General features: G+C 68.3%; 32 protein-coding genes. 23 read left to right on the top strand and 9 right to left on the bottom strand.

The genetic code is table 11. From position 1 onward, the window contains the following. The first annotated feature begins 16 nt into the window (after positions 1-16). Positions 17-247: a hypothetical protein gene (locus AB0L70_RS02060; protein WP_184800512.1), complete on the top strand. Its 231-nt coding sequence runs from the start codon at positions 17-19 to the stop codon at positions 245-247. A 243-nt stretch (positions 248-490) separates the two neighbouring features. Here the strand turns inward: AB0L70_RS02060 and AB0L70_RS02055 are convergent, their stop codons facing one another. Together AB0L70_RS02055 and AB0L70_RS02050 are read right to left on the bottom strand one after the other, a co-directional pair. Further along, the gene (locus AB0L70_RS02055) at positions 491-856 is read right to left on the bottom strand and encodes a VOC family protein (RefSeq protein WP_363678943.1); all 366 of its coding nucleotides are present in this window, start codon (positions 854-856) and stop codon (positions 491-493) included. 84 nt (positions 857-940) lie between these two features. Beyond that, on the bottom strand, positions 941-3,535 hold the full coding sequence (locus AB0L70_RS02050; RefSeq protein ID WP_363678941.1) for an alpha/beta fold hydrolase: 2,595 nt from the start codon (positions 3,533-3,535) through the stop codon (positions 941-943). Between the two features lie 55 nt (positions 3,536-3,590). On the opposite strand from AB0L70_RS02050, the gene AB0L70_RS02045 reads away from it, so the two are divergent. The 6 genes from AB0L70_RS02045 (at position 3,591) to AB0L70_RS02020 (ending at position 7,565) form a co-directional block, all read left to right on the top strand. Beyond that, complete coding sequence (locus AB0L70_RS02045; RefSeq protein ID WP_363678939.1) at positions 3,591-4,235, top strand: DUF998 domain-containing protein; 645 nt, start codon at positions 3,591-3,593, stop codon at positions 4,233-4,235. Beyond that, positions 4,232-4,681 (top strand): YdeI/OmpD-associated family protein, encoded by a 450-nt coding sequence (locus AB0L70_RS02040; protein ID WP_363678937.1) that lies wholly within the window; start codon positions 4,232-4,234, stop codon positions 4,679-4,681. Before AB0L70_RS02045 ends, AB0L70_RS02040 begins: the two co-directional genes overlap by 4 nt. Next, a complete protein-coding gene (locus tag AB0L70_RS02035; protein WP_363678935.1) occupies positions 4,681-5,034 on the top strand; it encodes a hypothetical protein in 354 nt (117 codons plus the stop codon). The genes AB0L70_RS02040 and AB0L70_RS02035 overlap by 1 nt, the downstream gene beginning before the upstream one ends. 89 nt (positions 5,035-5,123) lie before the next feature. After that, positions 5,124-6,254 carry a histidine kinase gene (locus tag AB0L70_RS02030; RefSeq protein ID WP_363678933.1) on the top strand — a complete coding sequence of 377 codons (1,131 nt, stop codon included), beginning with the start codon at positions 5,124-5,126 and terminating at the stop codon, positions 6,252-6,254. Continuing rightward, positions 6,251-6,904, top strand: a complete 654-nt coding sequence (locus AB0L70_RS02025) for a response regulator transcription factor (RefSeq protein WP_363678931.1) — start codon at positions 6,251-6,253, stop codon at positions 6,902-6,904. Before AB0L70_RS02030 ends, AB0L70_RS02025 begins: the two co-directional genes overlap by 4 nt. Positions 6,905-6,965: 61 nt before the next feature. Then, complete coding sequence (locus tag AB0L70_RS02020; RefSeq protein WP_363678929.1) at positions 6,966-7,565, top strand: hypothetical protein; 600 nt, start codon at positions 6,966-6,968, stop codon at positions 7,563-7,565. On the opposite strand, the gene AB0L70_RS02015 is transcribed toward AB0L70_RS02020, so the two are convergent. Beyond that, the gene (locus tag AB0L70_RS02015) at positions 7,519-7,968 is read right to left on the bottom strand and encodes a M23 family metallopeptidase (RefSeq protein WP_363679949.1); all 450 of its coding nucleotides are present in this window, start codon (positions 7,966-7,968) and stop codon (positions 7,519-7,521) included. The two genes, AB0L70_RS02020 and AB0L70_RS02015, sit on opposite strands and share 47 nt — an antisense overlap. A gap of 373 nt (positions 7,969-8,341) precedes the next feature. Between AB0L70_RS02015 and AB0L70_RS02010 the strand changes: the two genes are divergently transcribed. From AB0L70_RS02010 to AB0L70_RS02000, 3 genes are read left to right on the top strand one after another with little or no spacing between them, the layout of a single operon-like run. After that, positions 8,342-8,521 (top strand): hypothetical protein, encoded by a 180-nt coding sequence (locus AB0L70_RS02010; RefSeq protein ID WP_363678927.1) that lies wholly within the window; start codon positions 8,342-8,344, stop codon positions 8,519-8,521. A 25-nt stretch (positions 8,522-8,546) separates the two neighbouring features. Next, positions 8,547-9,131: a hypothetical protein gene (locus tag AB0L70_RS02005; protein WP_363678925.1), complete on the top strand. Its 585-nt coding sequence runs from the start codon at positions 8,547-8,549 to the stop codon at positions 9,129-9,131. A gap of 21 nt (positions 9,132-9,152) precedes the next feature. Further along, a complete protein-coding gene (locus tag AB0L70_RS02000; RefSeq protein ID WP_363678923.1) occupies positions 9,153-9,326 on the top strand; it encodes a DUF5808 domain-containing protein in 174 nt (57 codons plus the stop codon). On the opposite strand, the gene AB0L70_RS01995 is transcribed toward AB0L70_RS02000, so the two are convergent. Beyond that, entirely contained in the window at positions 9,323-11,560 is a 2,238-nt protein-coding gene (locus AB0L70_RS01995) for an AAA family ATPase (RefSeq protein WP_363678921.1), read from the bottom strand. The two genes, AB0L70_RS02000 and AB0L70_RS01995, sit on opposite strands and share 4 nt — an antisense overlap. Positions 11,561-11,715: 155 nt before the next feature. Between AB0L70_RS01995 and AB0L70_RS01990 the strand changes: the two genes are divergently transcribed. From AB0L70_RS01990 to AB0L70_RS01975, 4 genes are read left to right on the top strand one after another with little or no spacing between them, the layout of a single operon-like run. Continuing rightward, the gene (locus AB0L70_RS01990; protein WP_363678919.1) at positions 11,716-12,948 is read left to right on the top strand and encodes a M4 family metallopeptidase; all 1,233 of its coding nucleotides are present in this window, start codon (positions 11,716-11,718) and stop codon (positions 12,946-12,948) included. A gap of 8 nt (positions 12,949-12,956) precedes the next feature. Next, entirely contained in the window at positions 12,957-13,394 is a 438-nt protein-coding gene (locus tag AB0L70_RS01985) for a hypothetical protein (RefSeq protein WP_363678917.1), read from the top strand. A 34-nt stretch (positions 13,395-13,428) separates the two neighbouring features. Further along, positions 13,429-13,956: an NAD(P)H-dependent oxidoreductase gene (locus AB0L70_RS01980; protein WP_363678915.1), complete on the top strand. Its 528-nt coding sequence runs from the start codon at positions 13,429-13,431 to the stop codon at positions 13,954-13,956. Positions 13,957-13,986: 30 nt separating this feature from the next. Next, positions 13,987-15,006, top strand: coding sequence for an LLM class flavin-dependent oxidoreductase (locus AB0L70_RS01975; protein WP_363678913.1), 1,020 nt, complete (start codon positions 13,987-13,989; stop codon positions 15,004-15,006). Here the strand turns inward: AB0L70_RS01975 and AB0L70_RS01970 are convergent. Next, entirely contained in the window at positions 14,993-15,493 is a 501-nt protein-coding gene (locus AB0L70_RS01970) for an Lrp/AsnC family transcriptional regulator (protein WP_363678911.1), read from the bottom strand. The genes AB0L70_RS01975 and AB0L70_RS01970 overlap by 14 nt on opposite strands. A 146-nt stretch (positions 15,494-15,639) precedes the next feature. Between AB0L70_RS01970 and AB0L70_RS01965 the strand changes: the two genes are divergently transcribed. After that, positions 15,640-16,791, top strand: coding sequence for a PLP-dependent aspartate aminotransferase family protein (locus AB0L70_RS01965; RefSeq protein ID WP_363678909.1), 1,152 nt, complete (start codon positions 15,640-15,642; stop codon positions 16,789-16,791). Here AB0L70_RS01965 and AB0L70_RS01960 read toward each other — a convergent pair. Continuing rightward, positions 16,727-17,326 (bottom strand): ATP-dependent Clp protease proteolytic subunit, encoded by a 600-nt coding sequence (locus AB0L70_RS01960; protein ID WP_363678907.1) that lies wholly within the window; start codon positions 17,324-17,326, stop codon positions 16,727-16,729. The two genes, AB0L70_RS01965 and AB0L70_RS01960, sit on opposite strands and share 65 nt — an antisense overlap. Positions 17,327-17,373: 47 nt before the next feature. Between AB0L70_RS01960 and AB0L70_RS01955 the strand changes: the two genes are divergently transcribed. Genes AB0L70_RS01955 through AB0L70_RS01940 form a run of 4 tightly spaced genes read left to right on the top strand, consistent with a single transcriptional unit; the run spans position 17,374 to position 19,990 of the window. Next, positions 17,374-17,808, top strand: coding sequence for a helix-turn-helix transcriptional regulator (locus AB0L70_RS01955; protein WP_363678905.1), 435 nt, complete (start codon positions 17,374-17,376; stop codon positions 17,806-17,808). Between the two features lie 3 nt (positions 17,809-17,811). Then, positions 17,812-18,789: a pyridoxal-phosphate dependent enzyme gene (locus tag AB0L70_RS01950; protein WP_363678904.1), complete on the top strand. Its 978-nt coding sequence runs from the start codon at positions 17,812-17,814 to the stop codon at positions 18,787-18,789. A 41-nt stretch (positions 18,790-18,830) separates the two neighbouring features. After that, a complete protein-coding gene (locus tag AB0L70_RS01945) occupies positions 18,831-19,601 on the top strand; it encodes a phosphotransferase (protein WP_363678902.1) in 771 nt (256 codons plus the stop codon). Then, entirely contained in the window at positions 19,598-19,990 is a 393-nt protein-coding gene (locus AB0L70_RS01940) for a GNAT family N-acetyltransferase (RefSeq protein ID WP_363678900.1), read from the top strand. Before AB0L70_RS01945 ends, AB0L70_RS01940 begins: the two co-directional genes overlap by 4 nt. Here AB0L70_RS01940 and AB0L70_RS01935 read toward each other — a convergent pair. After that, complete coding sequence (locus AB0L70_RS01935) at positions 19,977-20,852, bottom strand: hypothetical protein (RefSeq protein WP_363678898.1); 876 nt, start codon at positions 20,850-20,852, stop codon at positions 19,977-19,979. The genes AB0L70_RS01940 and AB0L70_RS01935 overlap by 14 nt on opposite strands. A gap of 100 nt (positions 20,853-20,952) precedes the next feature. On the opposite strand from AB0L70_RS01935, the gene AB0L70_RS01930 reads away from it, so the two are divergent. From AB0L70_RS01930 to AB0L70_RS01920, 3 genes are all read left to right on the top strand, one after another. After that, positions 20,953-21,522, top strand: a complete 570-nt coding sequence (locus AB0L70_RS01930; protein WP_363679947.1) for a DUF4865 family protein — start codon at positions 20,953-20,955, stop codon at positions 21,520-21,522. An 80-nt stretch (positions 21,523-21,602) separates the two neighbouring features. Further along, complete coding sequence (locus AB0L70_RS01925) at positions 21,603-22,982, top strand: MFS transporter (protein WP_363678896.1); 1,380 nt, start codon at positions 21,603-21,605, stop codon at positions 22,980-22,982. 35 nt (positions 22,983-23,017) lie between these two features. Next, positions 23,018-23,950 carry a DMT family transporter gene (locus tag AB0L70_RS01920; protein ID WP_363678894.1) on the top strand — a complete coding sequence of 311 codons (933 nt, stop codon included), beginning with the start codon at positions 23,018-23,020 and terminating at the stop codon, positions 23,948-23,950. On the opposite strand, the gene AB0L70_RS01915 is transcribed toward AB0L70_RS01920, so the two are convergent. Beyond that, on the bottom strand, positions 23,869-24,564 hold the full coding sequence (locus AB0L70_RS01915; protein ID WP_363678892.1) for a TetR/AcrR family transcriptional regulator C-terminal domain-containing protein: 696 nt from the start codon (positions 24,562-24,564) through the stop codon (positions 23,869-23,871). The two genes, AB0L70_RS01920 and AB0L70_RS01915, sit on opposite strands and share 82 nt — an antisense overlap. 50 nt (positions 24,565-24,614) lie before the next feature. Between AB0L70_RS01915 and AB0L70_RS01910 the strand changes: the two genes are divergently transcribed. Further along, entirely contained in the window at positions 24,615-25,526 is a 912-nt protein-coding gene (locus tag AB0L70_RS01910) for an SDR family oxidoreductase (RefSeq protein WP_363678890.1), read from the top strand. Between the two features lie 12 nt (positions 25,527-25,538). Here AB0L70_RS01910 and AB0L70_RS01905 read toward each other — a convergent pair whose 3' ends face one another. After that, a complete protein-coding gene (locus AB0L70_RS01905; protein ID WP_363678888.1) occupies positions 25,539-26,180 on the bottom strand; it encodes an MBL fold metallo-hydrolase in 642 nt (213 codons plus the stop codon). Positions 26,181-26,350: the final 170 nt, after the last annotated feature.

Genomic DNA, 26,350 nt, shown 5'->3' with positions numbered 1-26,350 from the left:
GTTTCCAGGAGGACCAGTGACAACCGCCACCGCCACCCAGACAGCTGAGCGCCGACGCGTCCGTGTCTGGTTCGGTGAGCACGTCATCGCCGACTACAACGCCGAGCCGGCGTTGGCCGAGCGGTATGCCCACGCCATGAGCCGTCGCTTCGCCGGTCTTCGGGTCACCAACGACCCGATGCCCGCCGTGGACCGGCTCCCCGACCCCCTGCCCGGCGAGCGCATGTGGGACGTAGCACCGCGCTGAGAAGACATCCGGTTCCTTTTCGCGTTCCGTACTCACCAGACAACCCACGCGGAACCCGGCCAGGTCGAGAACCTCACCTCGATCATCCAAAGGACCGATTGGGCGGCAAGCGAGCGCGAGCGCTCTGCTCCTCGCTTGCCGCCATTTCTCCCCTGCACAATGCGCCTGACAAACACCAACAACAAACCATCGTCCGCACCGGGTCCCCAAGTCCGGTGCGGACGATTTGTGGGTACGGCGACCTCAGAGCCCGGCGTAGTACTCCGGCCTCATCTGGATGAGCTGGACGTAGTTGCCGTCCGGGTCGATCAGCGTGGCGAACCAGCCGACGCCGCGATCCTCCGGATGCACCAGCCACTCGACGTCGAGCGTCCGCAGGTGCGCGGCCGTCGCCTCGATGTCCTCGACCGCGAAGTTCACGATGCACCGACCGGGCTCGACGGTCTTGGTGGTGACGTCGTCACGCTGCTCGATCACCAGACCGAAGCCACCGAGATTCAGGTTGCCGTACCCGTCCACTTCCGCCTGGAAGCCGTCGCGGTACCACGCCTTCAACCGCTCCGGGTCGGTGCTGCCGAGCAACATGCTGTTCAGAACTGGCCTAGCCACGGATCTCTCCTCTGTCCTCCGGATATCACCGGGTACGTCGGAGTCGCCGCGACCACCTCGACATCACTTCGCGAAGACGAACGATCACTTCGCGAAGACGAACGCCTCGATGATCGGACCCAGCACCTCGGGGTCGACGTCATGCGGCTGACCGTCCATCGTCAACCGCCGCCCGTGGGGCAGTAGCTCGGCCACGACCTGCGCGGTGTTCCGCCGCCAGTCCCGGCTCTGCCCGCCGTCGATCACCAGGGTCGGCACCGTGATCGCGGTCGCCCAGTGGTCCGGGAGACTGAAGTCACCCATCAGGAGAACGTCGTACGCGAGGGTCGGCGCCAACGCCTCCAAGTCCTTCCAGAACGGAGACGTACGCATCGGCGCGATCACCTCGGCCGGCATCTCCACGGCCGTGACCAGGAACAACTCGGTCGCATCGCCGTACCTGTCCTGCTCGACGAGCTCCTGCAACCGTCCCGCCAGGCCGACCGGCACGGATCGCGTGTCGTCGAGGATGAATGGCGGCTCGATCAGCAGCAGCCCGCTGATTCCCACCCCCCGCGCGGCCGCCTCGCCCGCGAACACGGCTCCCGTCGAAACTCCGAGCGCGTACGCCGATCCGCCCACGAGCTCGACCACCGCCGCCAGGTCCTCCAGCTCACGCTCGACCGCCCACGGCTGCACGTCGCCGCTGTCGCCGCGCCCCCGCCGGTCGTACGTCGCCACCGTGAACCCGCTCGCCAGCCGCTTCGCCAGCGGGATGAACGTGCGCCGGTCGTTCAGCGCCCCACCGACGAGCACGATCGCCGGGCCGCTGTCGCCGTACACCTCGACGACGATCGGCGTACTGTCCGCCGACAGGACCGTCTCGATCCGCGGTCGTGTTGCCGCGGGCAACGATCGTGGCTCGGCGCTCTCGCCGTACAGGCCGCCGAGATAGGCGAACAGCTCGCTGTGGCCGTAGAGCCGTGGCTCGGTGTGCTGGGCGAGGCTTGCGAAGTAGCGCTCGTACCGTCGCCGCGTCACCTCGCCCTCACCCGCCTCGTCCAGCTGTCGGAGGCAGAACGCCCGGACCGTCTCCAACAGTCGATAGCGCGATCCCGACGTTCCGTCGACGCGTACGACCAGGGATCGGTCGACCAGTCGGCTCAGGAGTTCGGCGACCTCGGCGACGGGTACGTCGTCACCCGCACAGACGGCCTCGGCTGCGGCGAGGGTGCAACCGCCGGGATGCGGTGCGAGCCGACGCAGCACCGCCCGCTCCTGGTCGCCGAGCAAGTCCCAACTCCACTCGACCATCGCCGACATCGTCTGCTGGCGATCCGGCCGGCCACGCTGCCGATACCGATCGTCGAAGCGGTCGGCCAGATCACGCACATCCATCGCGCCGACCCGGCTCGCGGCCAACTCCAACGCCAGCGGCAGCCCATCCAGTCGCTGGCACAAGGTATGCACAGCCTTGGTGCTGTCGGCCGTCAGTTCGAACCGCGGATCGGCAGCCCGAGCGCGTGCGACGAACAGCTCAACGGCCGTGGTCTCGTCCAGCGGCGGCACCGGCCAACGGTGTTCGCCTTCGACCGCGAGCGGCTCCCGGCTGGTTGCGAGGATCCGCAGCTCCGGCGACTCCCGGAGCAGGTTCGCCACCGCGTCCGCCGCGGCGCCGATCACGTGTTCACAGTTGTCGAGGACGAGCAGCCCGATGCCGGTGGGGTCGATGGCGGCCGGTACCTCCTCTGCTTCCAGCGCGGCAAGCTCGACCAGGGAGGCGTCCGGGATCCGTCGAGCGGCCGCGAGCGCGAGACTCGTCTTACCCACGCCGCCGGGTCCGGTCAGTGTCACCAGCCGCGCGGACTCGAGCCGCGCCACGATCTCGTCCACCGCTGCATCACGGCCGATCAGTTCGGTCACCGCGGCCGGCAGCTTGGACTTCGGCTGCGGCTCAGCGGGTGGTCCGGCCAGGATCGCTTGATGGAGGTCGGCCAACTCGGCACTCGGATCCAGCCCGAGCTCGTCCCGCAGCCGATCGCGCAGCTCCGCATAGCTGGCCAGCGCTTCCGCCTGCCGCCCAGCCTGATGCAACGCCTTCATCTGTACGGCGCGCAACCGCTGGCGCAACGGATTGCGGGCGACGAGTTCGGCCAGCTCGGCGACCAGTTCCTCGTGTTCACCGAGTACGAACCGGGCTTCGGCGTACGCCTCCTGGACTGCCAGCCGCTCCTCGTCGAGCCGGTCGATGGTCGCCCGGGCGAACCCGTCTGCCGCGACATCGGCGTACGCCGGACCACGCCACACCGTCAGCGCGTCCGCCAACGTCGCGGCTCGCATCTGTGCGCTACCCGTCTGCCGGGCTCGCGCCGCCAGCGCACGGAAGCGACCCGAGTCGACCGCTTCGGGCGCGATCGAGATTAGGTAGCCGGCTGGGCCTGTCTGAATCAGCGCGCGTGCTCCTGGCTCGGCCTCGTCCAGCGCGCGGCGCAGCTGGGACACGCGAGTCTGCAGGGTTGCCGTCGGATTCACCGGCAGCTCGTCGCCCCACAGGTCGTCGATCAGCGTCGCGGCGGACACCGGACGCCCGGCGTGCAGCAACAGGTCGGCGAGCAGCCCCCGCACCTTCCGATCCGGCAGCCGTACCGCCTGCCCGTCATCGGTCCAGGCGGTGACCGGTCCCAGCACCCCAAAGCGCATGACCGCCACAGTAGAGCCAAAGCGTTTCTAAAGCGCCCAATTGCAGGGTGGCTGCATGACAACCACAACGCAGCAATCCGCACCCACTTCACTACTCATCGCGGGCGCGCTCGCCGGTCCGCTGTACGTCGGGATCGGGACCATCGAGGCGATCGTCCGCGACGGCTTCGATATCCGCCGGCACTCGCTGAGCATCCTGGCCAACGGGACCGGCGGTTGGGTCCACTCCACGATGATGGTCGTGACCGGCCTGCTCACCGTCGTCGGCGCGTTCGCCCTGCGCCGGGCAGGACTCCGCTCGCGCTGGGCCTTCGGCGGCCTGGCGGTGTACGGCGCCGGTGTCGCAGCCGCTGGCCTGATGCGGGCCGATCCGATGGACGGCTTCCCGATCGGCACGCCGCCCGGCGTTCCTGAGACGGTCTCCTGGCACAGTTTCGGCCACATCATCGCCGGGATGATCGGCTTCATCGGCCTGATCATCGCCTGCCTCGTCCTCGCCCGCCGCTTCGGCCGTGAGGGCAACACCCGCTGGTCCCGCTTCTCGCTGATCACCGGCGTGGTCTACTTCCTCGGCCTGGTGGGGATCGGCAGTGGCAGCGGTACGGCGGTCGTGAACCTAGGCTTCTCGGTAGCAGTGATCCTCGGCTGGGTCTGGCTGACCCTCCTGCTGCTGCACGCTCGAACGGAGGAGGTCCGATGAAGTTCACCGCAGAACTCCTGTCCACCGGCAAGAACACGGCCGGCTTCGTGGTCCCCGACGACGTCGTCGAGTCCCTCGGTGGCGGTGGTCACCCGAAGGTCAGCGTCACCGTCAACGGCTACACCTTCCGTACGTCGATCGCCCGGATGGGTGGGCGTTACCTGCTCGGGTTCAGCGGGGAACGGCGTACCGAGGCCGGAGTCACACCTGGCGGGATGTTCGACGTCGATGTCGAACTCGACACGGCTCCCCGTGAGCTCGACGTACCTGCCGAGTTCGCGTCGGCGCTTGCTGCGGATGCGAAGGCCCAGGCGTTCTGGGAGACGTTGAGCTACAGCAAGCAGCAGTGGCACGTCCTGCAGGTGACAACGGCGAAGACCGAGGCGACCCGGGATCGGCGGATCGAGAAGTCGATCGGGATGCTCCGCGAAGGCAAGGCGCGCTGATGCGGTTCATCGCCGTACTGCGGACTGCCGAGGCGCACGGGTTCCCACCGCCGGAGCTGGCGGAGGGGATCGCCGAGTTGGGGGCGGAGGCCGCGCGCCGGGGCGTCCTCGTCGACACGGCCGGGTTGTTGCCCGTCGCAACGGCCACCCGGGTCGGGGTCAGCGCCGGCGAGCTGACCGTTACCGACGGCCCGTTCGACGACGACGCCCCACTCGGCGCCTACGCCGTCTACGACGTGACCACCCGCGACGAGGTCATCGACTGGACCAAACGCTTCATGGACCTCCACCGCCAAACCTGGCCCGGCTGGGAAGGCGAATCCGAAATCCGCCAAATCTTCGGCCCAGAATGACAACAGCTCCCTCGTACGGCGGAGTTCGGGGGGCTGATGTCCGTCGTGGGAGCGAGGTCCGCTCCGTCTGGGTGGGTCAGACTGGGGTGGTGGATGGGCTTGAGCGGCTCGGTATCCCGGGGCCGCGTGGTGTGGACCGGGTGATCGATGTCGCCGTGGTGATCGGGGTCGCGATCGCGTCGTCGGTCCCGTTCATCGGCCGCGCGCCCGGCGAGATCACGGCGTACGGCGTTCTGTTCACCCTCGGCACGGTGATCCCGCTGCTCTGGCGGCGCCGGTGGCCGCTCGCGGTGATGATCGTCGTCGGCGCGGCCGCGACCCTGGTCTCGCTGCACCACCGGCCGGGGCAGTACCTCCAGTACGGCGGTCTGGTCGCGATCTACTCGCTCGCGAGCCTGGGCCGGAAGCGCTGGCACCGGATCGGGTTGCTCGTGCTGATCCTGGTCACGTTCCCGCCGGCATCGTTGCTGCTGAAGCACAACGACCTGTCCGAGTTCACGTTCACCTTCCTGCTCCCGGTTGCTGCGTTCCTGGCCGGATCGCTCGAACGCAGCCACCGTGAGCACGCCGCGGCGCTTGGCGAACGAGCAGAACAACTGGAGCGCGAACGAGCCGCCGAGACCGCCCGCGCGGCCGCCGAGGAACGCGCCCGGGTCGCCCGCGACATGCACGACATCCTCGCCCACGCGGTCAGCCTGATGGTCGTCCAAGCCGAGGCAGGCCCGGTGGTCGTCCGCACGGACCCGGATCGCGCCGAGCGCGCGTTCGACGCGATCGCGGATGCCGGGCGGGACGCGATGGTCCAGCTCCGGCGACTCCTCGGCGTACTCAAGGCAGGCGAGGACCGCACACCCCAACCCACCCTGGCGTCGCTGCCGGAGCTCGTGGCGGGCGTGCACTTCGAGGAGTCCGGCGTACGGCGTCCCGTCCCGCCCGACACGGAGGTCGCGATCTACCGGATCGTTCAGGAAGCGCTGACGAACACGGTCAAACACGCCCACGCTCAGCAGGTCGCCGTACGACTGAACTGGTCGACCGACGAGCTGGACCTGTCGATCTCGGACGACGGTGTCGGTGGAGACGTGTCCTCGGGCGGGCACGGCCTGGTCGGAATCCGGGAACGCGCCGCAGCCTGCGGAGGTACGGCGGAAGCCGGACCGCTGGCCGGTGGTGGCTTCGAAGTACGTGCCAGACTGCCTTATAATAAAGGGGTTTTATGATCCGGGTAGTGCTCGCGGATGACCAGGAACTCGTCCGCAGCGGGTTCGCGATGATCCTCGACGCCCAACCGGATATCGAGGTCGTCGGCGAAGCCGCGGACGGTGCCGAGGCGGTCTCGCAGGTCCGCTCGCTGACCCCGGACGTCGCTCTCCTCGACATCCGAATGCCTCGCGTCGACGGCCTGGCCGCGGCCCGCACGATCTGCGCGAGTACCACCACGAAGGTCGTCATGCTCACCACGTTCGACTCCGACGACTACGTGTACGACGCTCTCTACGCCGGCGCGAGTGGATTCCTGCTGAAGGACGTCCGCCGCGACGACCTGGTTCACGCGGTCCGCGTCGTGGTGGCCGGTGAGTCGCTCCTCGCGCCCAGCGTCACCCGTCGCCTCATCGCGGACCTGACCCGGAATCGGCCGCGGCCCGGCCCGACCGCCACGCTCGACGTCCTCACTAGCCGCGAGCGCGAGACGCTCGTACTGCTCGGCCGGGGGTTGTCGAATGCCGAGATCGCGGCCGCGCTGAGCGTGAGCGAGCACACGGTGAAGACGCACGTCAGCAACACGCTGACCAAGCTCGGTCTACGCGACCGTGTGCAGGCGGTGATCGCGGCGTACGAGACCGGGCTCATCACTCCCACGAGCCAGTAGGGCCAGAAACCTCCCTCTCGTCGGCGATGTCTGGCGGGTCGGCGCCGACGAGGCTTGAGGTATGAAGAAACTCGGTGTCCTCGCCGGCGGCCTATTCGTTGCCTACGGCCTCATTCGACTGATCGACGGAGCGAACGGCGACCGCGGTCCTGGGCTCGCCTGGACCAGCGGCCACCTCTTGTTCCTGGTCGGCCTCCTCCTGTTCGGCGCCGTCCTCGTGCTCGCCCGCCGCACACTGACCACCCGCCGCCCCCTCGCCAGCGTGGCTATGGTCGTAGGGCTCGTCGGCGTGGCTGCCTTCGTCCGCGTGATCCTGACCGACTTGATGGTCGGGTTCCGCGCCGCGAACCACGCCGAGATGGGTGTCATCGGCAACCAGTACGACCGCTGGCCGGGCAACCTCGGCATCTACGAGCCACTCCAAACGCTCGGCCCGATCCTCTTCCTGGCCGGTCTACTGACCCTCGCCGTACTCCTGACCCTCGAACACCACCTACCCGTCTGGTCACCCGTGGTGCTCCTCGGTGGTTTCGTCCTGATCAGCGCAAACCTGGACCTGATGCCGATAGGCGGTCTCCTGCTCGGGCTTGCGTTCAGTACGTCGCCGGTACTTGTCAGCAGTACGAGCGACAGCCGCGATCGACGCCGTACGAGCGCCTAGTCCGGGCGACCAGCGTGACGGGGGAGGCCTGACCACCGTCGTGCCAACTGTTGAGGAACGCCTGTGGTGGGACGCTCCCGCGCCGGATCCACCACGCGTTCGCGACTGACGGCCAGCTGATCGCAAAGTGCAGATGCGGCAGGGTGAAGCGGGCACTTCCGGTCTTGCCGGTCCGCCCGAGTGCCTGCCCGGCCCGGACCTGCACTCCTGGCCGGATCCCGGCGTCGATCGCCGAGAGGTGCGACCCGTAGTACCGGACGCCGTCGACGCCCACCACCGACACCGAGAGTCCACCACGGTCAGGCGCTGCGTTGGTTCTGGGATTCCAGCTGTCCACGCGCGTCACCTCGTCGACCCGACCATCGACAGGCGACACAAACCTGCAGCCGACGTTCGCGAACACATCCGACGCCGGATAGTCATGATGACTCTGCGACGCAACCGCCCGACAACCCGCAACCGGAAACACATACCGAACCCGCGCCACAGAAGTCGCCGCCTGGGTCGGCACGGGCGTCGTTGTCCGGCTGGTCACCGGCGACGGGACGGAGACTGTCTCGGCCCGGTCGAACGCCCCCGCCGACGACAACGCGAAGATCCCGCCGCCCGCGACAACCACCGCCGACGTCAGAAATACCGCCCAGCCCTTCCCCGTCACGGGAAGGATGGTGCCGTGTTGGTCACTGAAGTGACCGGGCTTGGGACAACGCGTGTGTGAACAGAGCTCTCCATTCGTGATCTCCCCGCGCCGCCATTGAAGACCCCTGGGTTCTGCGGTGTCCACGGTTCATCGGGAGAACATCTGGTGGTCATGGGACGGGGTGATGATCACGCCGGATTTCCACCTCGGTGTGGTGGTGGATCTGGGCGGGCCTAAGCTCGGGGTTGTCGGAGACGCCGACCCGTGGGTCGACCTGTGGTGCTACACCAATCCCATCTGGGTGCTGCCCGGGTGACAAGACCCTGAGGGACGTCGCTGAGATGATCGTCGCGATCGATGCGGACAGCAAGGACACGGCCGCAGCCGACCACCTGCTGTACGACCTGCTGTACGACCTGCTCAACAGCGTGGACCAGCCGGTCGTCGCCTGCACCCACCTGGTCTCGGACACCGACCGTCCCCACGTCGCCGTGTCGCTCACCAGCGCCGCCGACCTGGCCGAACCGATCCGCACCGCCGTCGCGGATCGGGCAGTTGGTCTCGCGATCACCCGACACGGTGCCTCCGAACCAGAACTCGCCGGCCCCAGCCGCCTGGTCCGTGGCGCGTACGTCGCCGCCGTCGAAGCAGCCCTGGGTACGACGGGACGGGTCGTCCGCTGGCCCGGTCACGAACAGGGACACGGCGTACTGCCTGCGGCGGAACTCTGCACCCGCTGCGGTATCGACGAGCTCGAAGGTGTCGGCGGCGTACCCGTCGACGACGACACCCTGATCGACACCCTCGACTTCCTCCGTCCGCTGCGCCGCGACGGCCGCCTGGTCCTCCAGGTCCAGCCCGCCGCCAACAACCTCCTCATCCCCGTCGAACTCCAGCACCAGCAGAACTGCTGCGCCGAACACTGACGGGCGAGCTACTGTCGAGGTATGGGCAGTAAGACCGGAAAGTTTCTCGGCGTCCCGTACGACTGGCGACGTCCGACGATGGAACGCACGAAGTCACGCTGGTGGAATCCTGACGAGCCCCGGCTGTTCACTCCGAAGGTTGTCGGCTGGGGATGGGATGTCAACCTCGCCCGCCTGTTCGGCAGGCGGCGCTAGCTCCAGGCGGGAGAGTCCTGCAGGAACTCGGGGAGGTCGCCGATCACCCCGAGTCGCTGCGTGCAACGGGTGAGCGCGACGTACAGATCCCGGAGGCCGCGCGGGGACTCGATCACGATGCCGTCGGGGTCTACCACTAGGACCGAGTCGAACTCGAGGCCTTTGGCTTCGCGGGCGGTCAGGACGGTCACGCCGTCGAGGTTCGCGACCGCCTCCTGGACGAGTTCGAGCCGGCTGCGCGAGGTGATGATCCCGACTTCGCCGTACTGCATCTCCTCCGCGGCGATCTTGTCGACGTAGAGCGCCTGTTCGGCCGGGGGCACGTCCGCGTGCCAGGGCTTCACGCCGGTCGACCGCACCGAGCGCGGTGCCGCCGCGGACGGGTCAACTTCCCGAAGCACGGCCTGAGCCAGCTCCATCACCTCGGCCGGCGTGCGGTAGTTCAGCGTGAGCCCGGCCAACCGCCAGCGATCACCGAAGGTCTCGCCGAGTGCGCTCGACCAGCTCGTCCCGCCACCGATCGCACCGGTCTGTGCGACATCACCGACCACCGTCATCGAACGCAGTGGACACCGCCGCGCGATCGCCCGCCACGCCATCGGCGTCAGCTCCTGGGCCTCGTCAACGATCACGTGCCCGTACGTCCACCGCCTATCGGCCCCGGCCCGATCCGCCAGCGTGCGATCGTCGTCCGCCTCGTACCGCTCGGCCAGCGCCTCGGCGTCGAGGATGTCCTTCGCAGTCAGAACCTCGGCTTCCTCGTCGTCGTCGAAGTCCGTCGACCCCGAACCAGTCAGCACATCCAGCGCCCCTTGCGCATAGGCAACAGCCCGCGCCCGAGCCGCCCGCTCACGGGCCGCTTCGCTTCCATCGTCACCGAGCAGTTCGGCCGCTTCATCGAGCAGCGGTACGTCGGACGGACTCCAGTCGGCGCCGTACCTCAACAGATGTTCGCGATCGAGCGCACTGAGCTGTGGCGCGGCCGACGCCAGCCGGTCCTCGTCGCCGTACAGGTCTTCGAGGAGTTTCTGCGGAGTGAGCAGCGGCCAGAGCTGATCGAGCAGCGCCTGGATCGCGGGCTCGGCGAGAACCTCCTTGCGCAGTTCGGCGAGGTCGTAGTCGTCCAGCAGCATCTCGCCGTCGAGCGGGTCGGTCGCGATCAGTTCGGCGTACTGGTTCGTCAGGTGGTCGACCATCTCGGTCAGGAAGAACGGCCGGGTCTGGTTGTGGGTCAGGTGCCGGCTCCGGGCCCGGTTCTGCGCGGCCTCGCAGACCGACGGATCCAGCGTGAGCTCGGTGCGGTCGACGGTGACGCGAACCGGGCGATCCGGCAACCACTGCCGGTCGGCGACCGCCTTCGCGATCACGTCGGCCAGCACCAGCCGGCCCTTCACCTCGGCGCTCTCCGGCGTCTCGGGTCGGGTGGCCGTCACACCCGGGTACAGCTCAGCGATCGTGACGAGTCGTACGCCGTCCTCACCAAGCGACGGCAGCACTTGACCGATGAACCGAAGGAACGCCGCATTCGGCCCGACGACGAGAATTCCGCGCTTTTCCAGTTGTTCACGGTGCGTATAAAGCAGGAATGCGGCCCGGTGCAACGCGATCGCGGTCTTACCGGTCCCGGGACCGCCCTGGACGACCAGGATTCCGGGCAGTTCGGAGCGGATGATCCGGTCCTGATCGGCCTGGATCGTCTGCACGATCGACTCCATCCGGCCGGTCCGGCGAGCCTCCAGCGCCTTCATCAGGACGGCCTCACCGATCACGCCGGTGCCGGGCTTGGACGCATCCACGGCGTCCCGTTCCAGGTCGAGTTGCTCGTCCTGGATGTCGACCACTTTCCGCAGCCGGGTCTGGATATGCCGGCGCCGTACGACGCCGTGATTCGCCACCGCAGTGGCGATGTAGAAGGGTCTTGCGGCGGGCGCACGCCAGTCGACGAGCAGCGGTTCGTAGTCCGCGTCGTGCAGTCCGATCCGGCCGATGTGCAGGATGTCGCCGTCCGCGGCGTCGAGGCGGCCGAAGTACAGGCCCTCCTCGGCGGCGTTCAGCCGGGCCTGCCGGAGCTTGAGATCACGGATCCGGCCGTCGCGCTGGTGCAGCGCCTGGGCGTTACGGGTATGGACCAGTTGCTCGTCGTTCGCACGCGCGTCCGTACGCTCACGCTCGGCGTCGAGTGCGGCGTAGAACGTGGTCAGGTGCGCCTGTTCGGCGTGGACCGGATTCGGCAATTCCAACCCCTTGTGTTAAAATGCAGCCCGTTGGTTATCACGCCACATTTCGGTATTTCTGATGGCGGCCAACAAATCCTTGAGTTTATCTCGCTTCATGGGTTTCTTGTACCTGTGGTCTGTCCCTTGATCAGTGCGTGCGGCACGATCGGGGCATGGTGCTCCACTCGATCGTCCCGCCGTACCTGCTCGAGCACCTCGAGCGGACCGTGGACGACCCCAACCTCCGGGCCCGGTATCGCCAGTCGTTGCAGCATGACGCCGTACTGCGGTCACGTCCCTCCGCCGGGCTGGCTCGAGCGACCGAGGCCGGTGGCCTGCAACGGGCCGTGTACGACGCGGAGAACGAGACGAACCTGCCCGGCCGCGCGGTCCGCGCCGAGGGTGCGGATCCGGTCCAGGACGACGCCGTGAACCAGGCGTACGACGGGACCGGCGCGACGTGGACGATGTACGACGAGTGCTTCGGCCGTGACTCGATCGACGGCCAAGGACTCGTACTGACGTCGACGGTGCACTACGACCGCGCGTACGCGAACGCCTTCTGGGACGGGGCGCAGATGGTCTTCGGTGACGGGGACGGCGAGATCTTCGCCAACTTCACCGCGTCGATCGATGTCACCGGCCACGAACTCACGCACGGCGTCACGCAGTACACCGCCGGTCTCGCGTACGAAGGTCAGTCGGGTGCGTTGAACGAGAGCATCTCCGATGTTTTCGGGTCGCTCGCGAAGCAGTATCAGCTCGGGCAGAGTGCGGCGGACGCCGACTGGCTGATCGGGGCCGGGCTGTTCCTGCCGGGTGTGCAGGGTGAGGCTCTACGGTCGATGAAGGCGCCCGGGACGGCGTACGACGATCCGCGGTTGGGGAAGGATCCGCAGCCGGACCACATGTCTGGGTACGTCGAGACCGAGGATGACAACGGCGGGGTCCATCTCAACTCCGGCATCCCGAACCGCGCGTTCTACCTGACCGCCGACGCGATCGGCGGCAACGCGTACGACGCCGCCGGCAAGATTTGGTACACCACCCTGATCTCCGGCGCTCTGCCGGATTCGGCCACCTTCGTCGACTTCGCGCACGCGACCCAGCGGATCGCCGAGCAACTCTTCGGCAGCGGATCCTCGCAACTGACCGCAGTCACCCAAGCCTGGCAAACCGTCGGCGTCCTGACGACCAACACCCCCGCAACCCCACCCGCCCCGGACGACCCGACACCCGACCCCTCCGACCCGGGACCCTCCGACCCGCCGGAGCCCCCGGCTGACTCCTCCGACGAATCAGCCGACCTCATGCGGGCCGCCCAATCCCACCTCCCCCCGAACACACCCCCCGCCCCACCACCCACCGCCGAAACTCCACCTCCGACCCGCCCGACCGGCGAGTGAGCGGCGACTTGTCTACCTCTCGAAGCTGGCGCTGGCTCTGGCTAGCCAACGGGATAGCCGTGGTGGTGATGGGCGCGGCTGCGATCCTCCAGCCGATCGCGATGCTCTCCGCACCCTGCGGTCCGAACTGCGATCCGCACGGCTACGTTGCGATCTTCATGATGCTCCCCGCCGTCGGCATCGCCGGCCTGGCACTGGTTGCGCTGACCTTGCTCATCGCCCGATCCGCCTCCGGCTTCGGCACCGGCCTCGCGGCCGCCGTCTGTTGTGGGGGCTTGGCGTTCCTGCTCACCAACCTCCTGCCCGGCTACGTACGCTGGCCGATCCTCGCAGCCGCCACCCTCGCCGTCGCGCTGGCGATCGCCGGCCTCCGTCTCGCCCCGCCGGCTCCCCGCATCCCGCGTCGGCTCGAGGAGCCGCCGTACCCACCGATGAGACGAGATTGACCTCAAGCGTTATTGAGGTATTAGCGTCGTCTGTGTGACCGTTCATCCCCTCCGCCTGGCGCTACTCACGCGCAACCTGGACGCCGGGCGGTTCGGCACCCAGGTCACGGAGTGGTTCGCCCGCGAGGTGGAGCGAAGCGACGAGTTCAAACTCGAACTGATCGACCTGAGCAGCCTCCCGCTGGCCGCGTTACCGCGCCGGATCGAGGACGCAGACGCGGTCGTGATCGTCACCGCCGAGTACAACCACGCCTACCCGGGCGACCTGAAGACCGCGATCGACGCCGTCCGCCGGCCCTGGTACGGCAAGCCGATCGCGTTCGTCGTGTACGGCGGCCGCTCCGGTGGACTGCGTGCCGCCGAGCAACTCCGGCTCGTCTTCGGCGAACTCCACGCCGTCACGATCCGCGACACCCTCGGCTTCCACGAAACCGACTTCACCCCCACCGGCGACCCGATCGATCAGACCACGCCGAACGCCGCCGCCGCTCTCCTCCACCAACTCGCCTGGTGGGCCCGCCCACTCCGCGACGCCCGCGCCAACACGCCGTACCCGGAATAGGTCCGCGCACCCAGCGGTTGGTGGTTCATCGTGACCGCTGAGCCGATGCCCCTGTCCGTGCTCGACCTCTCGCCGGTGCCGACGGGGACGCGACCGTCCCAGGCACTGCACAAGACGCTCGAACTGGCCCGCACCGCCGAGGCCGCGGGCTACCACCGCTACTGGCTGGCTGAGCATCACAACATCCGCAGCGTGGTCAGCACGAGTCCCGAGGTGATGATCGCGGCCGTCGCCGCCGCCACCTCGACCATCCGGGTCGGCTCCGGCGGCATCATGCTGCCGAACCACTCCCCGCTCAAGGTCGCCGAGACCTTCCGCGTCCTGGGCGGTCTGTACCCGGACCGCATCGACCTCGGCATCGGCCGCGCCCCCGGCACCGACCAGCGCACGGCGCTCGCCCTCCGTCGTAGCCGCGACGCGCTCACCGCCGACGACTTCCCCGAGCAGTACGCGGAACTCCGCGCGTACGTCGAGGGCTTTCCGGCCGGCCACCCGTTCGAGCCGATCTCCGCGCAACCGGACGACGTACCGCTCCCGCCCGTGTGGATTCTCGGCTCCAGCACGTACGGCGGTCAGGCCGCAGCCGCCCTCGGGACAGGCTTCGCGTACGCCGGTCACTTCGGGACCCTGGATCCGGCCGGCGTCATCTCGGCGTACAAGGAGAACTTCCAGCCGGTCGAGCCCGACGGACAGCCCCGCGCGATGCTGGCCCTCGCCGCGATCGTCGCCGAGACCGAGGAGCGCGCTCAGCAACTCGCCCGCGCCAACGCACTCTCGATGCTCCGCCTCCGCTCCGGCCGTCCAGGTCCGCTGCCTTCTCCGGAGGAGGCCGAGTCCTACCCGTGGTCGGAAGCCGAGGAAGCAGCCGTCGAGGAGTGGGCCGGCCTGGTCTCCGTCGGCACGCCCGACCAGGTAGCCGCCGACCTGACCCGCCGGGCCCAATCCGCAGGCGCCGACGAACTCATCATCACCACGAACATCCACGACCCCGCCGAACGCCGCCAGTCCTTCGAGCTACTCGCCAACGCTTGGGGCCTCAAGCCCCGTTAGTCCCACGCACGTGTTCGAAGATCAGGCTGGTCTCGGCGTGGACGACCGCAGGATCTGCGGTCAGGTGGTCGAGGACGAACTCGCGCAGCCCGTCGGGTGACGCGGCTGACACGTGCAGCAGGTAGTCGTTCGCGCCGCTGACGTGGAAGAGCGACAGCACCCCTGGCAGCGCCGGGACCTTGGTGCGGAAGCGATCGATCTCGTCGCGCGAGTGTGCCCCGATCCGGATCGCGATCAGCGCTTGCAGCGGCCGTCCGACCGCGCCCAGGTCCACGTCCGCGTGGAATCCCCGGATCACGCCACGCTCGCGCAGTGAGCGCACGCGGGTCAGACAGGTCGACGGTGCGATGCCGGTCGCCTCGGCGAGGGCGTTGTTCGGCATCCGGCCGTCGGCAGCGAGCAGCCGGACCAGTTCCTGATCGACCTCGTCGAGTCCGTCGGGGAGCGCCCGCGGAGCCGGTCCAGGGCTCCGACGATCCTTCGGCATGGCACCACTGTAGAGCGCGTCCACAGAATCCACAGCGTGTGGAGAAGCCTGTGGATGAATTTTCTTCGGAACTCTTGCGGTTGATCCGCAGAAGATTCCATCCTCGGTCCCAGTTCGTCCCCACCGCACCGGCCGAGGAGGCCCCGATGACCCAGCTCGACACCCGGTCGGTCCACGCCGGCCGCGACGATCTGACCGCGCTCGGCGTCCACGTCCCGCCGATCGACCTGTCCACGACCTACCCGCTCCCCTCGGTGGACACGGGCGGAGCGTCGTACGACGCTCTCGCAGGCGGGAACGGCCCGGACGGCGGCAGCCACGTCTACCAACGGCTGTGGAATCCGACCGTCGCTCGCTTCGAGGACGCGCTCGCGGAACTGGAGCACACCGACGGCGCGGTTGCGTTCGGCTCCGGCATGGCCGCGCTCACCGCCTGCCTCCTCGCGGTAGTCGCCGCGGGCCGTCCGCATGTCGTCGCCGTACGCCCGCTGTACGGCGGCTCCGACCACCTGTTATCCACAGGCCTCCTGGGGACAACTGTCACCTGGGCCGACGTCTCCGAGATCGCCTCGGCGGTCCGGCCGGACACCGGGCTCGTGATCGTGGAGACACCGGCGAACCCGACGCTCGAGCTTGTGGATATCGCGGCCGTTGTCGCTGCGGCGGGCGACGTACCCGTGCTCGTGGACAGCACGTTCGCGACCCCGGTCCTGCAGCAACCGGCTCGGCACGGGGCGAGCCTGGTGTTGCACTCGGCAACCAAGTACCTCGGCGGCCATGGTGACGTCATGGGTGGCGTCGTCGCGGCCGGCGTGGAGTGGGTCGGCCGGCTCCGGCAGATCCGCGCGGTGACCGGTGGCCTGCTGCACCCGTTGGCGGCGTACGAACTGCACAGGGGACTGCAGACGCTGCCGGTGCGCGTACGGGCGCAGCAGTCCACCGCCATCAAAGTCGCCGACTGGCTCTCCGCCCAGCCCGGCGTCGAGCGGGTGTACTACCCCGGCCTGTCGGATCCGCAGGAACTGATCGGCCGTCAGCAGTCCGGCCCGGGCGCCGTACTGTCCTTCACCCTGACCGGCGGCTACCAGGCGGCTGCTCAAGTCGCCGACAGCCTGGAGCTCATCACCCACGCCGTCTCTCTGGGCGGCGTGGACACCCTCATCCAGCATCCCGCCGCCCTGACCCACCGCCTGGTCGCGGCCGACGCCAAACCGTCGGACGGCCTGCTACGCCTCAGCCTTGGGCTGGAAGACCCTGAAGACTTGGTTGCGGACCTCCTGCAAGCACTGAATCGATGATTCCGTACTCGCGGGCGGCCTCCGGGGTGAACCAGCGGTCCCGGTCGAAGTCCGTGGTGATGCGCTCGACCGACTGACCGGTGCGCTCGGAGAGCAGATGGGCCAGGTCCTGACGGGCCTTGATCGCCTGTTCCGCCTGCACCTTGATGTCGCTCGCCGTACCGCCGATCCCACCGAGCGGCTGGTGCATCATGATCCGCGCGTGCGGCAGTGCGTACCGCTTCCCGGGCGCACCGCAGGCCAGCAGCACCTGCCCCATCGACGCGACCAGCCCCATCCCGTACGTCCGTACGTCGTTGCTGATGAAGCTCATCGTGTCGTAGATCGCCAGCCCGGCCGACACGGAGCCGCCGGGGGAGTTGATGTACAGCGAGATGTCCGCCTTCGGATCCTCCGCGTTCAGCAGGATCAGCTGGGCGCACAGCGCGTTCGCGTTCCCGTCCTTGATCTCGTCGCCGAGGACGACGATGCGCTGCCACAGCAGCCGCTCGTAGATGTGGTGGTCCAGGTTGTTCGGCAGTTGAAACTCGCTCATGGATCCAGCCTGCGGGCGCCCGCCCGGATCGGCCCGGGAATCTGCCCGTGGCAGATCTGCCCACCGCAGACCTCGTCGAGATGGCACACTCGGTACAGGACATCGCAGGCGAGGAGGGCCACGACGTGTTGCTACGCCAGGTAATCGGGAACGTCTTCCGCCGGTTGCGGCGCGAGCGGGGGATCACCCTGCGCGAGCTCGCCGAGCTGGCCCAGGTGTCGGTGCCGTACCTGTCCGAGATCGAGCGCGGCCGCAAGGAGCCGTCCTCGGAGATCCTCGCCGCGATCTGCCGGGCGCTCGAGCTGGAGCTGTCCGACCTGCTGGCCGAGGTGCAGTTCGACCTCGCCACGGTCGCCCGCCGCACGCTGCCGATCCACCTCCAGACGGCCGCGATCCGGGTCCAGCAGTCGGCGCCCCAGAGCATCGCCACCTCCCCGCACGCCCACTCCGCGTCCGCTCAGGCGTTCTGCCTGGTCGCGTAGTTGGTGCGCTGGTACGAGAACCCAGGCGCACGAGCCTGGCGTACGGCGCCTGCACCGGCCGAGGTACTGGCGTTCCACCAGAGCCTCCCCGGGTACCGCCCGACCCCGCTGACCCCTGTCCCGGCACTGGCGTCCGAGCTGGGCGTCGGCCAGGTCCTGGTGAAGGACGAGTCCAGCCGGCTCGGCCTGCCCGCGTTCAAGGCCCTCGGCGCGTGGTGGGCGATCCACCGCACGCTCCAGGACCAGCCCGGTCAGCTGGAGCTCGTCACCGCGACCGACGGCAACCACGGCCGCGCTGTCGCACGGCGAGCCGCGATGCTCGGTCTGCCGGCGCACGTGTTCGTCCCGGACGTGGTGAGTGACGCTGCGATCGACGCAATCCGGTCCGAGGGCGCCACGGTGACCGTCGTACCCGACTCGTACGACGCTGCGGTCGCCGAGGCGGCGTCGTACGGCGGTCTGTTGATCCAGGACTCGGCGTGGCCCGGGTACGAGGTGGTGCCGCGGCACATCGTGGACGGGTACTCGACTCTGTTCCGGGAGATCGACGTACAGCCTGATCTGGTCGTCGTACCGATGGGTGTGGGGTCGATTGCGCAGGCCGCGGTCACGCACTACCGCAGCGGCCCGATCACGCCTGCACTCCTGGGTGTTGAGCCCAGCACCGCCTCCTGCGTCACCACCAGCCTCCTGGCCGGTGAGTTGGTGACTGTCCCGACCAGCAAGACCGCGATGGCCGGTCTGAACTGCGGTACGCCGTCCACCCTCGCCTGGCCCGTGCTGCGCTCGGGGCTCGACTATGCGGTCACAGTCGACGACGAAGCGGCCTTGCGGGCTGTGGACGATCTGAGTGCGGCCGGTATCTCCTCGGGGCCGAGTGGAGCCGCCACACTGGCCGGTCTGCGGGCGGCGCGCGATCGGCTGGACCTGACCGGCGACAGCACAGTTGTGCTGATCAGCACCGAGGGGTCGCTCGGCTAAAAGCACCTGCTTCGCTCGTGCGCTCGCCCTAGCCTGACCAGATGCACCACATCAAACGCCGCTCACCGGCGGAGCCCGGCTCGATCGCCGAGACCTTGAACATGTTCGAGTCCGAAGTCCGGTTCTACCGGGAGATCGCGCCGGAGGTCGGGGTCCGCGTGCCTGCCTGCTACGTCGCCGAGTCGAATGCCGACGGAACGCTGCTGGAGCTGGAGAACCTCTCCGACTGGGCACCGGGCGCGGAGCCGGCGGCAGGCGCCCTGGTCCTACGGTCTCTCCACGAGCAGTGGACCGGGCGAGCGCACGTCCGGTGGCCGTGGCTACGACCGCTGGGCGCTGGCGAGGACCTCGTTGCTGCGCTGTACGACCGAACCTGGACCGCTCTCGCGGCACGCTCGGATCTGTCCGCGCCGGTGCGGGCGGCGGGGGAGAAGCTCGTCGGGAACGTCATGGAAGCCGACCGGGCCGTTGTGCGGGCCGGTGCGCTGACCATGGTTCACGGTGATGCGTCGGCACAGCACATGCGGACCGGTCCGGACGGGGAGGTCGCCTTGCTGGACTGGGAGGACGTGTCGGCAGCACCCGGGGTTCTGGACCTGGCGTGGTTCCTGGTGTCGTCGGTGGAGCCAGAGCGGTGGGGCGAGGCTGTGGATGCGTACGGGACGAGCCAGGGGCTGGTCGAGGTGATGCCGTCGACCATGGTCCAGGGGTACCTCAGCATGTCTGACCACCCGGACGGCTCGGAGGCGGCCGCGGCGTGGGTCGCCCGGTTGGAGGCCGCTGCGGGATTGCTCTCGGCGGAGGCGCGGTGAAGTACGTGGTGCGGTTTCCGGTGGGTGATCGGGAGTTGTCGACGTTGCACGCGGTGGCGTTCGGGAGTGACGTCGTGCTGGAGCCTTGGGCGGAGCGCTTGCAGCGTTGGGCTCTGACGTGGGTCGGGGCCTTCAGCAACGATCAGCTGGTCGGGTTCGTGCAGGTGTGCTGGGACGGCGGTGCGCACGCGTTCGTGCTGGACACCGCCGTCCACCCGGACCACGGCCGGCAAGGTATCGGCAAGCAGCTCGTACTCACGGCTGCCGAGGAGGCCCGCTCGGCCGGGTGTGAGTGGCTGCACGTCGACTACGAACCACACCTGAAGGCGTTCTACGAGGACGCGATCGGGTTCCGGCCGACCGATGCGGGACTGCTCAAGCTCCGATAGCCGTCAGGCGTTCAGTCGAGATGCACGAGGTCAGGCAGCGTTCCTTCTGGTCGCCGAGCAGGTCCGCGGTCCAGGTGGTGAAGCCGCCGTCGCCCAGGCCCTCGCCATCGCGGCCGATGTCGATCGCCGTACCGGTGTAGTACGTCGCGCTCTTGGTCCGCTCGGCGTCCTCCTTGAGGTCAACCTTCAAGGCCGGTCGGACCGTGTCGTCGATCCGCTCTCGCACAGCGGACGGTGTGAACATGGTGAACGCCAGATCGGCCCCGTCACCCAGTACGTCGTGCCAGAAGCGCAAGTGGTCGATCAGCAGCTCGGCCTCGGTCCGCCCTGAGCCGGTGTCGCGCGCACTCGAGACGAGCACGAACAGCTCGAAGTGCGCGGTCATCCCCGGTCCGTCCACCGGCTGCGCCCGTACGACGCGCTGGCACGTGGCCAGGTCGACCCGCGCCTGCCCCGCACGACGTCGTACGGCGGCTTCGATCGCGAGCTCGTTGGTCGGGTCACTGGCCACCTCGGTCCCACGGATCGTGCTGAGGACCTGGTGCTGGTTGATGTTCGCGACCGCGGAGCACGTGCCGAGCGGGGTGACCGGGGACAGCTGGACGCCGGTGAACTTCTCGGGCAGGCGGTCCCACAGGAGCTGCTGCGTCTTCACGAGCCGGCGCGGATCGACCGGTGACGGTCGTACGAACCGGTCCTGCTGCCAGCGCTGCAGCAGCCGGGCCGGCGTCACCTTGGCGGCCCGTTCGCGGCTCACGTCCAGCAGCACCGACTGCAGTTCGGACGGGCTGAGCCCGTCGACGAGGGCGTCCCGGCTGCCCTCCGGCAGCTTCGCCCAGAACCGTTCGATCACATCGCCCATCGCCCTACTGTGACGGAACTCCGGTGCATATCGCTCGTCAATTACTTCTGTACCTACTAGTATGTTCGGCAACTGATCGAGAGGGTGTGCCGTGGACGCGATGCAGTACGAGATCACCTTGCCGACCGACTACGACATGGGGATCATCCGGCGCCGGGTCGAGACGAACGCGGCGCGGCTGGACAACTTCGAGGGGATGGGGCTGAAGGCGTACCTGATCCAGGACCGCGCGAACGGCGCGATGGTGAACCAGTACGCGCCGTTCTACCTGTGGAACGACCAGGCCGGAATGGCGAAGTTCCTGTGGGGCGGCGGGTTCTTCACCGGGATCTGTTCGTCGTTCGGACGCCCGCCGGTGCGGCACTGGTCCGGGGTGGAGGCGCTGGCGGGTCCGGACGTGGACCAGCCGGGGGTGAGCGCGACGAAGCACACGGTGCTGTTGGAGCCGGACGTGGATCCGGCCGAGCCGGTCGCGTCCGCGGTGGAGACTCTTCGGCAGACCGCGGCTCTTGAGGGTGTGCATTCGGCTGCGCTGGCGGTGGATCCGGCGCGGTGGGAGCTCGTGTTCTTCACGTTGTGGAGCGATCCGGAGCCCGGTTCGGTGCCGGGGACGCGGTATCAGGTGCTGCACTTATCCACACCTGGAACAAAGGCGCTGCTCGGACGGTGAAATCGCCGTATCTTCTAGGCATGAGATATCCGAGTCCGCACCTTTGACGTTCTGACCGACCCGATCGCCTGCCGCGCGGTTTGTCCACGCGCATCGTCGCCTACGAGGCGCTGCAGGACTTCATCCCGCTGTATCCGCTGTACCAGCTGCTGTTCGCGGACCATGGACTGTCGGCTGCCCAGATCTCGACGCTGTTCGTCATCTGGTCGACGACCACGTTCGTGCTCGAGATCCCGTCCGGTGCCTGGGCGGACACGTACTCCCGACGCAAGCTGCTGGTGCTCGGTGCCGTGCTCAGCGGGCTCGGATACGCCGCCTGGATCACGTTGCCGTCGTTCGCCGGCTTCGCGCTCGGCTTCGTCCTCTGGGGCATGTCCTCAGCCCTGATCTCCGGCACCTTCGAAGCCTTCGTGTACGACGAACTAGCAGCCCGCAACCGCACCTCCCGCTACGCCACCCTCCTAGGCCGAGCCCGCTCGGCCTCCTTCCTGACCAACCTGACCGCCACAGCCCTGGCCACCCCCCTCTTCAACCAAGGCGGCTACATCCTCGCCGGCGTAGTAAGCATCCTCAGCTGCCTGGCCCAAGCCGCGGTCGCCTGGTCCCTCCCCGAAGCCCCAGCCACAACAGCCCCCGACGACGAAGCCGAATCCTCCATGCCGGCGGCAACTCCTCCCACCCCCTCCACACCAGGTGCACCGACCGGGTTCAGGGTGGGGGCGGATGAGACGCCGGCCACCAGCTCGGTGGGGTCTTCTTCTACTTCTCCCACCCCATTACCAGGAGCGGCTGGTGGGTCTGCGGGGGAAGTGGAGCCAGAGGATTCCTCGCCTGCTCGGGAGGCGTTTTCGGAGTACCTGCACATGCTTCGGTCAGGCGTCGGGGAGGTGCTGACCAGCCGGAGTGTGCGCAGGGCGGTTGGGCTGGTCGCCTTGCTGGGTGGGTTTCTCGCCTTCGACGAGTACTTCCCGTTGTTGGCTCGGGAAGCCGGCGCAGCCACGGGCGTGATTCCGTTGGTGATCGCCGGGACGGTAGCGGCTCAAGCCATTGGAGGAGCGCTCGCAGGACCGGCCTATAGATTGCCAGCAGCAACCTTCGCGATCGGACTGGGCGCGACCGCGGTACTGATCGCATCCGGTTCGTTGAGCCGCTCGATCTGGGGCTTCCTACCGATCGCCCTCGGGTACGGCGTGATGCAACTGGTGATCGTGGTCGCGGAAGCGCGCCTCCAGGACTCGATCACCGGGCCGGCCCGAGCGACCGTCACCTCGGTCTCCGGGTTCTTCGCCGAGGTCTTCGCCGTCGCCGTCTACGCCGGCTTCGCGGTGGGTTCGGTCTGGTTCACAATGTCGATCCTGGTCGCCGGTCTCACCATCCCGGTGCTGCTGACGGCCTTCGTCGTACCGTTCGCCCTCCCCGCACCACGCAATTCGGTGCCCACCGAACCATCCGACACCTAGCCTCACATCATGAGCAGACAGGACGTTCCAACAGTATGAGGAAACAGGGCATGCAGGCCGCCGGCGCGGCTGCGGTGACGGTAGTGCTGTGGGCATCGGCGTTCGTCGCGATCCGCCACGTCGGCCAGGAGTTCTCAGCCGGTGCCCTGTCCCTCGGCAGATTGCTGGTCGGCAGCCTCCTGCTCGGCATCTTCGTGTTCACCCGCCCACGGCGCTGGCCGGCAAAGTCGGACTGGAAGTTCCTCCTGGTCTGCGGCCTGCTCTGGTTCGGCGTCTACAACCTCGCGCTGAACGAAGCCGAGCACCGCCTCGACGCCGGAACCACCGCGATGCTCGTCAACATCGGCCCACTCCTGATCGCCCTCCTGGCCGGCGTACTCCTCCACGAGGGCTTCCCGCGCCAACTGGTGATCGGCAGCATCGCCGCCTTCGGTGGCGTCGTACTGATCGGCCTGTCCTCATCCTCAGGTAAAGCCGAGACCGTGGGCGTCCTGCTCTGCCTGGTAGCGGCCGCCGCGTACGCCATCGGCGTCGTCTCCCAGAAGCCGCTGCTCGCCCGACTCCCGGCGCTCGAGGTGACCTGGCTGTCCTGTCTCATTGGCGCCGTCGCCTGCCTGCCGTTCGCACCGACCCTGGTCAAGGAAACCGCCGACGCCCGCCCATCGACCATCTGGTGGGTCGTGTTCCTCGGCGCCTTCCCCACCGCGATCGCCTTCACCACCTGGGCCTACGCCCTGGCTCGGACCACGGCCGGCCGCATGGGCGCAACGACGTACCTCGTTCCCCCGCTAACGATCTTCCTGGGCTGGCTCCTGCTCGACGAGAGCCCGGCACCACTCGCGTACGGCGGCGGTGTGCTCTGCCTGATCGGCGTAGCGATCTCGCGCTACCGCCCCCGCCGAGCCACCGCAGCTATGCCCTCGGTCAACACCGTCAGCCCGGATTCGAACCCACTGTCAAAGTCGTAAGCGAGCCCTTCAGCGCCCAGCTCACCCACAACCCGCACCAACGTCGGCGCCTTGCCGGCCGGAAGCCCCTCGACCCGCGTGAGCAGGTCGGGCGCGAGATCAAACGTCTCGTCCCGAACCGCAGCCTCGCCCAACGCGAATCCGTGAATGAAATCCACGATCGTGTTGGCCGACTCGAAGATCTGCCGTGCCGACAGCCCGGCCCGATCGAGCGCACGGTAGTACGGCTCGACCGTCACGACCACGACATCTGACACCGCCGACGTATCCGACAGCACCTGCAACGCAAGATTCGGATGCGCTCGCAGCGCATTGCGATAGGCCCGAGCCGCGTCCTTCAACTGCTCCTGCCAAGGCACCGAGTCACCCGGGTCCGGGTACTCGAGATCGGCGAACACCAGCTCCGCCAGCCCGGCCATCACCGCGGCCTTGTTGGGCAGATGGTGGTACAGCGACATCGGGTTGACCTCGAGCGTCGCGGCCAGCCGGCGCATGGTCAGCGCGTCGATGCCCTCGTCGTCGACGATCCGCAGTGCCGCGGTCAGGATCGCCTCCCGGCTCAGCCGCTCCTCACCAGCCCGGGGCCGCCCGGAGCGCTTGCCAGCTGTAACCATACGTCGTATGGTACATAAACATACAGCGTATGGAAAAGGAGAGTGCGGGTATGCAGTCGTTGGCGGGGAAGGTGGCACTGGTGACCGGCGGGAGCCGGGCGGCCGGGCGGGGGATCGCGGTCCAGCTCGGCGCCGCGGGCGCGACCGTCTACGTGACCGGTCGCAGCACCCGGGCCGGTCGGTCCGAGATGAACCGGCCGGAGACGATCGAGGACACCGCGGAGCTCATCGACGCGGCCGGCGGCAAGGGCATCGCCGTACCGGTCGACCATCTCGTGCCTGAGCAGGTGCGCGACTTGATCGACCGGATCGAGCGCGAGCAGGGTGCGCTGCACATCCTCGTGAACGACATCTGGGGTCAGCACGGCGAACCCGAGTGGGACAAGACGGTCTGGGAGAGCGACCTCGAGGGCGGTCTGCGGCTGCTGCAACTCGGCATCCACACGCACGCGATCACCAGCCACTACGCGCTGCCGTTGCTGATCAAGTCACCCGGCGGGCTCGTCATCGAGATGACCGACGGCACGAACGAGTACAACGCCGACAACTACCGCGTCTCGTTCTACTACGACGTCGCGAAGGGTGCCGTCAGCCGGATGGCGTTCGCTCTCGCCCACGAACTCGACAAGTACGACGCAACCTCCGTACTGCTCACGCCCGGCTGGCTCCGCTCCGAGGCGATGCTCGAGGGCTTCGGCGTGACCGAGGACAACTGGCACGACGCGACCGAGCAGATCCCGCATTTCGCGATCTCCGAAAGCCCGTCGTACGTCGGTCGCGCGGTAGCGGCCCTCGCCGCCGATCCCGACGTACGCCGCTGGAACGGCAAGTCCACCTCCAGCGGCGAACTCGCCCAGCTCTACAACTTCACCGACCTCGACGGCAGCCGCCCCGACGCGTGGCGCTACATCGTCGAAGTCCAAGACCCCGGCAAACCCGCCGACACCGCCGGCTACCGCTAGAGGCTTGTACCGCTAGAGCTTGTACGGCGGGCAGACGGTGAGGCCGTCGCCCGCCGAGACGACCGGGCGGGCGTCAGCTGACAGGGCGGCGTGGGGATGCGCGGCCGCGATCGGGACACCCAACTCGGCAGCCATCGCGAGCACCTCGCGTCGCGACGTCACGGCCAGCGCCGGATCACGCTCGTACACATAAGTGAGCTCAGGCCACCGCGCCTGCGCGGGATGCACCAGCACATCACCACCGAGTACGGCCCGCTCGGTCACCACCGACTGATGCCCGGGCGTATGCCCCGGCGTCGGCACCAACCGCATCCCGCGCAGCCGCGTCTCCCCGTCCACAACCCGCAACTGCCCCGCATCCACAATCGGCCGGATCATCCGCTCGTACGTCGTCCCGCCGCGGACGTGCTCGAGTTCGTCCCGCTGTACGACGTACTCCGCGTTCGGAAACCGCGGCAGCTCCCCCTCCGCACTCCACCCCACGTGATCCAGATGAACGTGCGTCAACACCACCGCATCGATCTCGCCCACCCCGACCCCCGCCATCTCCAGCAACCGAGGCAACCGCCCCGCCACCCCCAACCACTCGGCCGCCTCCCCGCCCGCCGGCCCAACCCCCGCATCCACCAACACAATCCCCGCATCCCCAGTCACCAAGTAACTATGGAAATGCAGCCACCACCCCTCACCCAGAACGTTGCCCGGAGCAACCTCCGCGGTCCACCCAGCCCGCTCCGAGTCCCACCCCGGCAACGCGTCCCCAACCCCCTCCGGAAACACCCCCACCGCATCACACAAAACCGTAACGTCCATCCACAACCTCC

The sequence above is a fragment of the Kribbella sp. NPDC051952 genome, assembly GCF_040680855.1.
Taxonomy (GTDB): domain Bacteria; phylum Actinomycetota; class Actinomycetes; order Propionibacteriales; family Kribbellaceae; genus Kribbella.
This window is presented reverse-complemented; position numbering and strand designations above follow the sequence as displayed.